Origin of the sequence: Arthrobacter sp. zg-Y1116 (assembly GCF_024385485.1) — a bacterium.
In the GTDB taxonomy this organism is placed as follows: Bacteria; Actinomycetota; Actinomycetes; order Actinomycetales; family Micrococcaceae; genus Arthrobacter_B.
Genome location: NZ_JANFLR010000001.1, coordinates 741671 through 753832 on the forward strand (window position 1 = coordinate 741671; position 12162 = coordinate 753832).

The window sequence follows — 12162 nt, forward strand, 5'->3', positions numbered from 1 at the left end:
TTACAACCAGCCCATCGGGTCTTCGTAGTCCCCGTGGCGCAGCACTTCGAAGTGCAGGTGCGGCCCGGTGGAGTTGCCGGTGCTGCCGACTCCACCCACCACCGCGCCAGCGTCCACGGCCTGCCCCACACTCACGTCAATGCTGTTGAGGTGGTTGTAGGTGGTCTGCAGGCCGTCGCCGTGGTCAACAACCACGCGCAGCCCGCCGCCGCCGGTGGTATGCCAGCCGGCTTCGGTGACGGTGCCGCCGAGCATGGCCTTCACCGGGGTTCCGGTCACCGCGCCGAAGTCCGTTCCGGTGTGGAATTCCAAGGCGCCCGGGGCCAGCGGGTTGTTCCGGTTGCCGAACGGAGACGTGACCACCATGTCGTCCACGGGCGGGACAGGTCCCGGGTCCGGTTCGGCAACCGGTTCCGGAGCAGGATCGGCGGCCGGTTCCGCTGCAGCCGGTTCCGCCGCAGGTGCCGGTTCGGGCGCCTCCGCTGCCGGGGCACCGGCGTCCGCGCCGTCCGTACCGTCTCCGCCGTCCGTGCGGTGGACTGTGGGCACCTCGGACACCACAACCTGGCGTTCAATCCGCAGGTCCGGTTCGACTGCTCCGGCCGTTCCGGTGACGAGCCCGCCGATAGCGACGGCGGCGGCGATGGACAGTGCGCCGGTCCGCCGGTTAGGGGCATCGTTCTCCTGGATCCAGTTCCTGGTCCGTGCGCCCAGCACCTTGGCGTGGGCCCCCAGTTCCTTTGCCCGGGCCCCCGCCTCCTTGGCCGCACGGCCGCTCAGGTCTTCAGCCCGCGTACGGAGCGTCCCTGCCTGGGCGCGCAGGTCCTTTGCGCGGGCCCGCACGCGTTCGGCGGAGATCCGGAGATCAAGGGGATTTCGCTTGGGAGCCTGTTCGCCCGCCGGGAAGGAATCGGAGTTCTTTGAATGTGCGGAGTCTAAAAAGTGCTCGGTCAACAATCACCTCAGTGTGCGTTGGTCAAGGACTCTTCTGTGATCCGGACTTTCTGCCGTCCGTTGCGTTCTCCGGGCCCGGGTAGCCTTCACCGGGTTCCCTGGAGCACTCAAGCCGGATTGGAACGTACCTGCGGGACCATCCCGGTCCTCCGCATGGCAATCCGGCCCGCTTTTAATTTTAGGAACCAAGAGGCCGCCGGTCCCCCTTTTGTGGCCAATCCCAACACACCTCGTGACCCATGTCCGGCACCCCCGTGTCAGGGCTCTCGCCAACGCCGGGCCCACGGCCGGTCCGGCTCAGAGCACGCCCTTGCGTGCTTCCCCGAACAACAGGTAGCCCAGGTAGAGGCTGCCCAGGGCCGCGGTGAAGATGCCCACGGGAAGGGCCGCACCGACGTCGATCTGCTGGACGGCGAAGTCGGACAGCGTCAGTACCAGCGCACCTACCAGCGCCGGTGCGACAACACCGGGTGAGGAAACCCCGAGCAGGCGCAGCGCGATCTGCGGGGCAACCAGGGCCACGAACGCCACGGGCCCGCACACGCTGACGGCCGCTGCAGCCAACACCACCGCCAGTAGGACGGCGACCGTACGGGTACGCACCACCCGGACGCCGAGCCCGGCGGCTATGTCATCGCCGAGGGACACCAGGTTCAACTGCCGCTGCAGTGCTGCCGCGGCGGGCAGTACAAGGACGACGGCGACGGCGATCGTGGCCACATGGGACCAGGACCGGGAAGCCAGGGACCCGTTGAGGTAGAAGGCCAGTGTCTGCGCCTGCTGTTCCCCCACAGTCGTCATCGCCAGCGAGGTCAGGGCGGTTGCTACGGCGGAAATGCCGATACCGGCCACAATCAGCTTCCCGGGCCGCGCGAATCCGCGGCCGGTACTGAGCCAGACCAGTCCCACTGCCACGGCACCGCCCAGGATCGCGGCGACGGGTACGGGCAGGTAGCCCGGCCAAAGCGTGGTGGCGGCGGCTCCGGCAGCCGCACCGCTGGTCAAACCAACCACCTCGGGACTGCCCAGCGGGTTGCGGGTGACCGTTTGGAAGAGGGATCCGGCCACACCGAACGCGATGCCTGCGCCCACTGCGGTCAGGAACCGCGGCCCGCGCAGCCGTTCGAGCACAAAGGAAGCACTTCCCTCCGGCGGCGAGACGGCAAGTCCGAACAACTCGCGCCAGGTCAGCCCCAGCTCCCCTGCGGTCAGCGTGAATGCTCCCACCAGGATCAGTGCGCTGGTCAGGAGGAGGCAGATCAGGAGGCTGCGCCTGCGGTACTGGAAGCTCACGCGCTTCCCCAGGCGGAAGGTGCGGGTTCCGGGTGCCGTGCGTACGCCGCGCGTGGTGCGGTTCCCCGGCACGGTGCGGACGCCGCTCATGCCACTGCCCGCATCCGGCGGACGGCCAGGATCAGCAGCGGTGCGCCCAGCAGGGCGGTGATGACGCCGGTAAGCATTTCCCCGGGCTGTGCCACGAGGCGGCCGGCGACATCCGCAAACAGGAGCAGGGCAGGCCCGACAACGGCGCTCAGGACCAGCAGCCAGCGGTGGTCCGGGCCGGTAAAGCTGCGCACGATGTGGGGCACCGCGAGGCCGACAAAGCCGATGGGCCCGACGGCGGCGGTCGCCGAGGCGCACAGGAGAGCGGCGGCCAGGGCACCGGTGACCTTGGCGGTCTGCGGCCGCAGTCCGAGTGATGCCGCGGCTTCCTCGCCCAGTGCCAGGGCATTCAGGGTCCGGCCGGTGGCGAGGGCGGCAACCAGTCCCACCAGGAAGAACGGCAGCACGTCATAGGCCTGTTCCATGGTCCGGCCGCTCAGGGACCCCACTGCCCAGAACCGGTACATGGTGAACACATCCGGCCGGGTCAGGGCAATGGCCTGGATGTAGGAGAGCAGCACCGCAGAGATCACGGTGCCGGCCAGCACCAGCCGGACCGGCGTCGAACCGCGCCGGCCGGAGGCCAGGCCGTACACCACCATTACGGTGAGCAGGGCACCGGGCAGGGCTACCCAGACATTCGCGCTCGTGGCGCCGAGGCCGAAGAACGCCATGCCCGTGACCATCGCGGCTGCGGCTCCAGCGTTGACGCCCAGGATGCCGGGATCCGCGAGCGGATTGCGGGTCAGGCCCTGCATGATTACCCCGGCCACGGCCAGGGCGGCTCCGGCCACCATGCCCAGGACGGTCCGCGGCATCCGGCTGGCTACCACGTCATCTGCATAGGTGCTGCCGGTGCCGCTGATTTCCGTCCACAGCGAGGCCGCGACCTCCGCCGGGCTCAGCTGGTGGGCGCCGACGGCGAGGCTGGTGATGACCGCGAGGAACAACATGCCCAGCCCTGCGGCCAGCAGTGCCGTCCCGCGCCCGGCGCCCAGCAGCGGACGCCGGGGAGCGGCCTGCGCACCTGCACCGGCCGCTCCCGGGTTTCCGGCCTGCGCCGGAACCAAGCCAGGCGTCGAATTAGTCGACCTTGGCAACTGCTTCTTCAATCATCGGCTCGAACCGATCCAGGACCCACGGAACGCTCAACGGCGTCAGGAAGCTGGAGGCCATGCCGACCTGGCGGTCCAGGCTGCGCACCACGGAGTCGCGTTCAACCGCGGGGATCTGCGCGAAAAGCCGCTGTTCTTCGGTGCGCTGCTGCTCGGCTTCGTCGTTGTACCAGGTGAACAGCACGTCGACGTCGTTCAGCTTGCCTGCGTTCTCCAGCCCCAGGTCCGAGGTGAAGCTTCCCTCGCTCGAGGGAATGTCCCGCACCTCGGGGGCCACGGTCATGCCCAGCGCGGTGAGGATATCCACGCGTGCGTCACCCTCGTTGTAAAGCACCAGGGAGCCGGGGGCGCCGCCGCCCCAGACATAGGCGAAGGTCTTTCCGGCAAACTCGGGATGCTCGGCGGCGCTGTCCGCAAGGGACTGTCCGATGCCGTCAACTGCGTCCTGTGCTGCCTCCGGTTCGCCGAGGGCTTTGCCGATGAGCGAAATCTGGTCATCCCAGCTGATGTTCCAGGCCTGCTCCGGGTAGGCCACTGTGGGAGCGAGATCGTTGAGGATGTCGAAGTCCTCCTGGGTGATGCCGGAGTTCGGGGCCAGGATCAGGTCCGGTTCCAGGGCAACAATGGCATCAATGTCAATGTCCTGCCCTCCGGTGAAGGTGGCCGGGAAATCGTCGCCGCGCTCCTCGATGGCTTCGCTGACCCACGGGTAGTTGCCGTGTTCGTCGTTGCCCCAGGTGACTTCTTCGACGCCCACCGGCGTGGTGCCCAGCGCGACGGCGGTGTCCGCGGAGCCCCAGCCGATGGTGACCACGCGTTCGGGCTTTTCCTCAACCACGGCCTGCCCCAGGGCGGAGTCGATGGTTACCGGGAAGTGCTCCGACCCTGCGGTGCTTGCCCCGGCCTCCGGGCTGTCCCCCGCGTCTGCGCCGCAGCCGCTCAGGGCCAGCAGGACCGCAGGGACCACCAGCGCAGCGGCAATCGGAGTTCTTTTCATGGTTCTTCCTCTCAGGAGGACGGGCCCGCCGTGTGGCAGGCCCGTCGAATGAAAAATCAGGTGGGGAATCCGTTAGGAAAGCTCGGCGCGGCCCTTGCGCCAGTAGCCCATAAAGGCCACCTGCTTGCGGTCGATCCCGACGTCGCGCACCAGGTAGCGGCGCAGGCCGCGCACCACGGCAGCCTCGCCGGCAATCCAGGCATAGAAGGGAAGGGCACCGGACGGGGCGTGCGGATTCCGTGAGGCTTCCACCACGGCGGGATCCAGCCGCTGCGGGGTTTCCCACAGGATGGCCTCGTCCACGTTGACTTCCTCGGGTTCCCGCAGGGTGGGGCTGGGACGGAACGGTGCGCCGTCGGCCGTCTCCACCGATGCCCAGCCCGGCAGCGCCACGACCTGCCGCACCGCGGCGTCGAGCAGTTCGCCGTGCGGCCGGGTGCCGCGGGCCAACCAGATCATCTGCACACCGGAGTTGGTGCTGACCTCCTGGCGGTCGCCGCTGGACGGAATTTCCATCAGGGCGTGGCCGGTGACGTCTTCGGGCAGCGACTCCAGGATTGCGGTGATGGCCGGTACGGCGGTTTCATCCCCGGCGAGCAGCACGTGCCGGGCCATGCCGGGACGCCATTCGACGCCGCCGTAGGACTCGGCGGTGACGCACTGGGCAACGTTCGGTCCAATGATGCAGACCCGGTCCCCCGGTTCCGCGGAGGCCGCCCAGCTGGAAGCCGGCCCGCCCTTGCCGTCCTCGTCGAAGTGCATCACGAAGTCGACGTCGATCTCCGGTTCGGGTCCGGAGCAGCGTGCATCGCGGACGGTGTAAGTGCGCATGCAGCCGCGGGTGGCCGGATCCAGCTTCAGCCAGGCCTGGTACCAGCCGGCGTCCAGCGTGGACAGGTCCGGCAGCGGCAGGGAGGTGCCGTCCGCGTCGACGCAGGGAACAATCACCTTGATCCGCAGGTCATGGGTCAGTCCCTGCACGCCGAAGTCGGCCAGGCAGGGACCGGCGAAGGTGACGCGCTGGAAGTTGGTACCCACCCGGGCAATCCGTTTGACCTCAACGTCGAAGGACATCACGGCGCCGGCGCTTCGGGCCCGGCGGCCGTGGCGGGCCGGAACGGGTGCGGCTGGTGCGGCGGTTGCGGCGGAAGCCGCAGTTGCCCCGTTGGCGGAGCGGACGTGCGTCATGATGCGGCCTCCATGGGCTCGTTGATGCCGGACCGGCGCTGGCCGTCCCCCGGATTGGGCAGGTAGCCCCGTGGTTTTTCCGGCTCCGGTTCGGGTTCCGGCTCCGATTCCGTTTCCGGCGCGGCGCTGTGGTGGCGGCCAAGCGGGACGACCATCGGCGTGCCGGACACCGGGTCCGGGATAACGCGGGAGGCCAGCCCGAAGACGGTGCCCACCAGTTCCTCGGTCACGACGTCGGCCGGGGCGCCTTCCGCGGCAATCTTCCCGTCCTTCATGGCTACCAGGTGGTCCGCGTAACGGGCGGCCAGGTTCAAATCGTGCAGCACGATGGCCACGGTGGTGCCGGCCCGCCGGTTGAGGTCGGTAATCAGGTCCAGGACTTCGATCTGGTGGGTGACGTCCAGGAAGGTGGTGGGTTCGTCCAGCAGCAGGATGTCCGTTTCCTGTGCCAGGGCCATGGCAATCCAGACCCGCTGGCGCTGGCCGCCGGAAAGCTCATCCACGCTGCGTCCGGCCAGGTCCACCGTGTCCGTGGCGGCCAGTGCGGCGGCCACCGCGTCGTCGTCGGCGGAGGTCCACTGCCGGAACCAGCCCTGGTGGGGGTAGCGGCCGCGGCCCACCAGGTCCGCCACGGTAATCCCCTCGGGGGCAGTGGGGGTCTGCGGAAGCAGTCCGAGCGTGCGCGCCACCTGCCGGCTGGGCACGGCGGAGATGTCCTTGCCGTTCAGGTAGACGGTGCCGGCGGTGGGCTTCAGCAGCCGGGCCAGGCCCCGCAGCAGGGTGGACTTTCCGCAGGCATTGGCACCGACGATGATCGTGATTTTCCCGGCGGGGAGGGTGAGCGAAAGCGAGTCCACCACTTTGCGCTCGTCGTATCCGAGCTCCAGCTTTTCAGCGGAAAGCAGGTTCTCCATGTCAGCCTCCTTGGCCTACGCGGTTTGACGTGACCAGCAGCCACAGAAGAAAAGGGGCCCCGAGGGCGCCGGTCACCACGCCCACGGGCAGGGTGACGCCGGGGATGAGGTTGGCACCGACGAAGTCCGCTGCCAGGACAATGCAGGCGCCGACCAGTCCGGCGGTGAGCAGTGTGCCTTCCCCGCCCATCAGCCGGCGGGCGATGGGTCCGGAGAGGAACGCGATGAAGGCCACCGGGCCGGCTGCCGCGGTGGCGACGGCGGCCAGGCCTACGCCGACGATGATCAGGGCCAGCCGCGCTGTTTCAACGCGGATACCGAGGCCGGCAGCGGCGTCGTCGCCGAGTTCCAGTCCCCGCAGGCTGCGGGAGAGCACGGCCGCGGCGGGAAGCAGCACCAGCAGGAAGGCGACCAGGACCGCTGCACGGTCCCAGCTGCTGTTGTTCAGGGAACCGTTCAGCCACACCAGCGCTTCGGAGGCGGTGCGGATGTCCGTCCGGGTCAGCAGGAAACTCACCAGTGCCTGCATCACGGCGGCGAAGCCGATACCCACCAGCACCAGCCGGTAACCCGCCGCACCGCCGCGGCGGGAAAGCAGGTAGATGGCCAGGGCCACCACCAGCGCTCCTATCAGCGCGACGACGGACACCGTGGTCCCGGCGGCGCCGAACAGCACGATTGCACCCACCGCGCTGGCACTGGCGCCGTAGCTGATGCCGATGATGTCGGGGCTGGCCAGGGGGTTGCGCAGCAGCGTCTGGAATACCGCCCCGGCTATCCCGAACCCCACCCCGATCAAGGTGCCGATGACGGCCCGGGGAAGCTTGCTCTCCATCAGGATGTAGGTTGCACCGGGGATCTGCTCCCCGAACAGGATCCGGAAGAAATCCGGGATGGTGAAGGTATAGGTGCCCAGCAGCACGTAGACCGCGAACAGCACGAACACCGCGGCGGCCAGCAGCGAGGGCACCAGCACCCGGCGTCGGCGTCCCTGTCGCCGGGCGGCGCGGACCGCTTCTGCCGCACCGGCCGGTGCGGTGCGGGGTCCGCGGGGAGTCTCGACGGCGGTGCTCACAGTTCGGCCAGCTTCCGCCGCCGCACGAGCCAGATGAAGACCGGCGCGCCGATCACTGCGGTAGTGACCCCGACGGGAATTTCCCCCGGCGGCAGCAGGACCCGGCCCACCACGTCGGCGGTGACCAGCAGTGCCGGGGCGAGGAGCATGGAGAAGGGCAGTATCCAGCGGTAATCCGGGCCGGTGAAACTGCGCACCACGTGCGGGATGACCAGGCCGATGAACGCGATGGGGCCGGCCGCGGCGGTGGCAGCACCGCACAGCAGCACCACGCCCAGCGCCGTGATCCCCCGTGTGAGTCCCACGCGCTGGCCGAGCCCGCGGGCAACGTCGTCACCCAGGCTCAGGCCGTTCAGGGCCCGGCCGGCGAAGACGGTGATCAGGGCGCCGGCCGCCAGGAACGGCAGCACCGCGACGATGGTGTCCCAGTTGCGTCCGGACACGCTGCCCACCTGCCAGAAGCGGAAGGTGTCCAGGGTCTGCTGGCTGGAAACCAGCACGGCGCTGAGCAGGGACATCAATCCGGCGCTGAGCGCTGCGCCGGCCAGGGCCAGCTTGACCGGTGTGGCGCCTTCCCGGCCGAGGCTCGCCACCAGGTAAACGACGACGGCGGCTCCGGCGGCGCCGGCCAGGGCAAACCAGATGTAGCCGTTGAGGTTGGTGACGCCGAAGATGTAGATGCCCAGCACCACGGCGAACGCCGCTCCGGCGTTGACGCCCAGGATGCCGGGGTCTGCCAGCGGATTGCGGGCCACGCCCTGCATGGCCGCACCGGCCAGGCCGAGGGCCGCGCCGGTGACCAGGCCCAGGACCGTGCGCGGAACGCGTGCGTGGACCACGGCATGGTCTCCGTTGGCCGGGTCGAAGGCGGTAAAGGCCTCCCAGACGGTGCCGGGGGCGACCGGCCGGGCACCGATGGCGACGGACGCGGCGCATGCCACGGCAAGGACCGCAAGGGTCAGGAGGAGCAGGCCGAAACGTCGTCCGGATCGGCGGTTTCCAGCGGTGTCCGGACGGGAAATAACAGGTTCGGTGCCGGGACCGGTGGTCGTACCCGCGGCGGAAGCCGCTTCGGTGAGGTGCACGCGGGAGCCGCGCTGGCGGGGAACGCCTGACGGGCGTGCGGCAACGCTCACGTAGGCACCTCCCTAGAGCAACAGGCAATTTCTTAAGTAAGGCTAGCCTATGGTTACTGCCTTTAAGAAACGTTTATGTTGCGTATTAGGACGCCTGCCGCGGGTTAGTTGCCGGCGCCGTGTCCGGGGGCAACCCGTTCCGATTCCCGCACCGGTCCGGGTGCGGTTCCGTCGCCGAAGGGCCGGCCTCCCAGCTCCTCGCGGCCGTGCTCCGAAAGCCAGTTGGACAGGTCCGGTCCTTTGGGCACAATCCCGGTGGGGTTAATGTCCTCGTGGACGATGTAGTAGTGCGCCTTGATCTGCTCGAAGTCCACGGTGTCGCCGAAGCCGGGTGTCTGGAACAGGTCCCGTGCGTATCCCCACAGGGCGGGCATCTCGGTGAGCTTGTTCCGGTTGCATTTGAAGTGCCCGTGATAGACGGGATCGAAGCGCACCAGGGTGGTGAACAGCCGGACGTCCGCCTCGGTGATGGTGTCCCCCACCAGGTAGCGCTGTGTCGAGAGCCGGTCCTCCAGCCAGTCCATTGCAGCCCAGAGACGGTCATAGGCCGCGTTGTAGGCCTCCTGCGAGCCGGCGAAGCCGCACCGGTACACCCCGTTGTTCACCTCGGTGAAGATCCGTTTGTTGACTTGTTCCATTTCCGCCAGGTGCTCGGCGGGCAGCAGGTCCGGAGCACCTTCGCGGTGGAACTCCTTCCACTCGGTGGAGAAGTCCAGGGTGATCTGCGGGAAGTTGTTGGTCACCACGGCACCGGTGGGAACGTCGACGATCGCCGGGACGGTGATCCCGCGCTGATAGCCGGGGACGCGGCGGAAGAAGGCCTCCTGCAGCCGTTCAATGCCGAGCACCGGGTCCTTTCCGTCCGGATCCAGGTCGAAGGTCCAGCTGCGGGCGTCGTGGGTGGGCCCGGGCAGGCCCAGCGAGATGGCATCCTCCAGGCCCAGCAGCCGCCGGACAATGATGGTCCGGTTGGCCCACGGGCAGGCGCGCGCCGCGACCAGCCGGTAGCGTCCGGCCTCCACCGGGTAGCCGTCCCGGCCGTCCCTGGTGATCCGGGTTTCGATGTAGTTCGTGTCCCGCGTGTATTCGGTGCCGCCGGTGACATAGGCGCCTTTGGTGCTGTGCGCGGAGCTGTCCGCCGGAGCTGATCCCTGAGCTGTCATGCCCACCAGACTAACGCGTTGCGCCCTGCCGCGGGCGGTCGGCCGGCGGTCTGCGATGCGTTCCGGGCTGCGTTCGGGGCTGCCGGAAAACGGGCGCGGCGGTAGAGTCGAATCCAACGCCGGCAGCAGTTCAACGGAAGGAACTGGACCATGCGAGTAGCGGTTATCGGAGCAACCGGAAACGTTGGAACGGCGATCCTGCGCCGGCTTGCCGAGGCCCGCAGCGAACGCGGCGATCTGGAGGTGGTGGGGATTGCCCGCCGGATTCCGGATACCTCGCTGCCTCCGTACAACAACGTCGAGTGGCACAGCATCGACGTCGGCGACGCCGCCAACGTGGACAAGTTGACCGAGGCGCTGCGCGGGTCCGATGCGGTCATCCACCTTGCCTGGCTGATCCAGCCCAACCGCGACGAAGCCGAGCTGCACCGGGTCAACGTCAAGGGCACGGAGAATGCGCTGGCCGCGGCGGCCGCCGCCGGGGTCCGGCAGTTTGTCTGCGCCTCCTCTGTGGGTGCATACAGCCCGGCTCCGAAAGACCGGCTGACGGATGAATCCTGGCCGGCGCGCGGCATTGCCAGCTCGCACTACAGCAGGCACAAGGGCGAGCAGGAAGCGCTCCTGGACCGGTTCGAACTGGAGTACCCGGAGATCGCCGTGGCCCGGCTGCGGCAGGGGCTGGTCTTCTCCTCCGACGCCGGAAGCGAGATCGGCGTCTACTTTGTGGGCCGGGTGATCCCCAAGTTCATCCTCAACAAGCTCCGCTTGCCGTTGATCCCGCTGCCCAGCGAGTTTGTTTTCCAGGCGGTCCACGCCGATGACATGGCCGACGCCTACTGGCGCGTGGTGGACCAGCGCGCGGAGGGTGCCTTCAACATTGCCGCCGATCCGGTCATAACGCCCGAGCTCCTGGCCGGGGTGCTGGGCGCCAAGCGGGTCCTGAACGTGCCGGTGAAACTGGTGCGCGCCGTCGTCGGCCTGACCTGGGCGGCGCACCTGCAGGCCTCGGATCCGGGCTGGATCGACTTGGCCGCCGGTGTGCCGGTAATGGACACCGCCCGGGCGCGCGAAGAGCTGGGCTGGCAGCCGCGGCGCACCTCGCTGGAAGCCCTGCAGTTCGTGTTGGACGGGATGAGCGACGGCGACGGCGTGGCCGGCTCTCCGCTGCTGGCACCCCGCAGCCAGGTGCGCCGCTAGCCGGTACCTAGACCGCTTCGCGCAGGTCCGCTGCTTCCACCATGCCTGCTGCCGGGCGTGCGGCGGCCACCGCCAGCCCGAGATCCTCTTCGAGCAGCTTGGCGTTGACCACCACTGCCAGCCGGTACGCGTCGCCGGCGGCGGCGACCACCTGGGCGGACGGATCGGTGGCATTGCCCACGGCCCAGATCCGCTCCTGGCTGGTGCGTCCCATTTCGTCGGTGACAATGCAGCCGTCGTCGTCCACTTCCAGATACTCGGTCAGCCCGGTGTCCATCTCCGCGGCGGGCTCCAGGAACAGCGCTTCGCAGGGAACGGTCTGCCCGTCGGCCAGCACCAGGGCCGCCAGGGCATCGTTCTCGACGCTCAGCTCCGCCACTGTGCCGTCCACCACCCGGATCCCCATGGCGGCCAGGCCGGACGCGTCCTCTTCGCTGAGGGAAATGTCCCCGTGCAGCACCAGCACCACATGCTCCGAGAAACTGCGGACCAGCTGTGCCTGCTGGATGGAGGTTTCCCCGGTTCCCAGCACGGCCAGCTTTTTGTCGATTGTTTCGTAGCCGTGGCAGTAGGGGCACTGCAGCACGTCGCGGCCCCAGCGCGAGTGCAGGCCCTCGATGTCCGGCAGGACGTCCCGCAGCCCGGTGGCCAGGATCAACTGCCGGCCGCGGAACTCTCCGCCGTCGCCGGTCCTGACCGTGCCGGAGGGTTCCACGGCGGCCACGGTGGCCTCCGCCAGTTCCACGCCGTAGCCGCGGACCTCGGCGCGGGCGAGCTCAAGCAGTTCGGCCGGCGGCATGCCGTCTCGCGTGGGGAAACCATGCACATGGCCGGCAGGAGCGTTACGCGGGGACCCGGCGTCGAGCACCACCACCCGCCGGCGGGCCCGCCCCAGGACCAGCGCAGCGGTGAGTCCGGCTATGCCGCCGCCCACGATCACCACGTCGTATTCGGGAGCAGCAGGGGAAGATTCAGAACTGGTCATAGCTACTTTTTACAGGATCCGGCGGAAATCATCAGCATTCTTACTATGTTGTCTA

General features: G+C 68.7%; 11 protein-coding genes. 1 reads left to right on the forward strand and 10 read right to left on the reverse strand.

The annotated features are described in order from the left end of the window. The 9 genes from NNX34_RS03440 to NNX34_RS03480 all read right to left on the reverse strand — a co-directional run bounded on the left by NNX34_RS03440 (window position 1) and on the right by NNX34_RS03480 (window position 9925). Window positions 1–954 carry a M23 family metallopeptidase gene (locus NNX34_RS03440; protein ID WP_255765125.1) on the reverse strand — a complete coding sequence of 318 codons (954 nt, stop codon included), beginning with the start codon at window positions 952–954 and terminating at the stop codon, window positions 1–3. Between the two features lie 297 nt (window positions 955–1251). Continuing rightward, on the reverse strand, window positions 1252–2337 hold the full coding sequence (locus tag NNX34_RS03445) for an iron chelate uptake ABC transporter family permease subunit (protein ID WP_255765126.1): 1086 nt from the start codon (window positions 2335–2337) through the stop codon (window positions 1252–1254). After that, window positions 2334–3437, reverse strand: coding sequence for an iron ABC transporter permease (locus NNX34_RS03450; RefSeq protein ID WP_255765127.1), 1104 nt, complete (start codon window positions 3435–3437; stop codon window positions 2334–2336). Before NNX34_RS03450 ends, NNX34_RS03445 begins: the two co-directional genes overlap by 4 nt. Continuing rightward, window positions 3421–4449 (reverse strand): iron-siderophore ABC transporter substrate-binding protein, encoded by a 1029-nt coding sequence (locus NNX34_RS03455; RefSeq protein WP_255765128.1) that lies wholly within the window; start codon window positions 4447–4449, stop codon window positions 3421–3423. Before NNX34_RS03455 ends, NNX34_RS03450 begins: the two co-directional genes overlap by 17 nt. A 72-nt stretch (window positions 4450–4521) precedes the next feature. After that, on the reverse strand, window positions 4522–5523 hold the full coding sequence (locus NNX34_RS03460) for a siderophore-interacting protein (RefSeq protein WP_255765717.1): 1002 nt from the start codon (window positions 5521–5523) through the stop codon (window positions 4522–4524). A 110-nt stretch (window positions 5524–5633) separates the two neighbouring features. Beyond that, window positions 5634–6551, reverse strand: coding sequence for an ABC transporter ATP-binding protein (locus NNX34_RS03465; protein ID WP_255765129.1), 918 nt, complete (start codon window positions 6549–6551; stop codon window positions 5634–5636). A 1-nt stretch (window position 6552) separates the two neighbouring features. Further along, complete coding sequence (locus NNX34_RS03470; RefSeq protein ID WP_255765718.1) at window positions 6553–7527, reverse strand: iron chelate uptake ABC transporter family permease subunit; 975 nt, start codon at window positions 7525–7527, stop codon at window positions 6553–6555. Window positions 7528–7622: 95 nt separating this feature from the next. Continuing rightward, complete coding sequence (locus NNX34_RS03475) at window positions 7623–8762, reverse strand: FecCD family ABC transporter permease (protein ID WP_370647219.1); 1140 nt, start codon at window positions 8760–8762, stop codon at window positions 7623–7625. A 104-nt stretch (window positions 8763–8866) separates the two neighbouring features. Continuing rightward, entirely contained in the window at window positions 8867–9925 is a 1059-nt protein-coding gene (locus NNX34_RS03480; protein ID WP_255765130.1) for a glutathione S-transferase family protein, read from the reverse strand. 150 nt (window positions 9926–10075) lie between these two features. Here NNX34_RS03480 and NNX34_RS03485 point away from each other — a divergent pair, with 150 nt between their 5' ends. Next, window positions 10076–11122, forward strand: coding sequence for an NAD-dependent epimerase/dehydratase family protein (locus NNX34_RS03485; protein ID WP_255765131.1), 1047 nt, complete (start codon window positions 10076–10078; stop codon window positions 11120–11122). 7 nt (window positions 11123–11129) lie between these two features. On the opposite strand, the gene NNX34_RS03490 is transcribed toward NNX34_RS03485, so the two are convergent. Beyond that, the gene (locus NNX34_RS03490) at window positions 11130–12107 is read right to left on the reverse strand and encodes an NAD(P)/FAD-dependent oxidoreductase (protein ID WP_255765132.1); all 978 of its coding nucleotides are present in this window, start codon (window positions 12105–12107) and stop codon (window positions 11130–11132) included. Window positions 12108–12162 lie beyond the last annotated feature (55 nt).

Bases quoted from the DNA above. Each gene is read 5' to 3' on its own strand.
- NNX34_RS03460 (WP_255765717.1), bottom strand. From the start codon at position 5,523: ATGTCCTTCGACGTTGAGGTCAAACGGATTGCCCGGGTGGGTACCAAC.
- NNX34_RS03445 (WP_255765126.1), bottom strand. From the start codon at position 2,337: ATGAGCGGCGTCCGCACCGTGCCGGGGAACCGCACCACGCGCGGCGTA.
- NNX34_RS03465 (WP_255765129.1), bottom strand. From the start codon at position 6,551: ATGGAGAACCTGCTTTCCGCTGAAAAGCTGGAGCTCGGATACGACGAG.
- NNX34_RS03455 (WP_255765128.1), bottom strand. From the start codon at position 4,449: ATGAAAAGAACTCCGATTGCCGCTGCGCTGGTGGTCCCTGCGGTCCTG.
- NNX34_RS03480 (WP_255765130.1), bottom strand. From the start codon at position 9,925: ATGACAGCTCAGGGATCAGCTCCGGCGGACAGCTCCGCGCACAGCACC.
- NNX34_RS03490 (WP_255765132.1), bottom strand. From the start codon at position 12,107: ATGACCAGTTCTGAATCTTCCCCTGCTGCTCCCGAATACGACGTGGTG.
- NNX34_RS03485 (WP_255765131.1), top strand. From the start codon at position 10,076: ATGCGAGTAGCGGTTATCGGAGCAACCGGAAACGTTGGAACGGCGATC.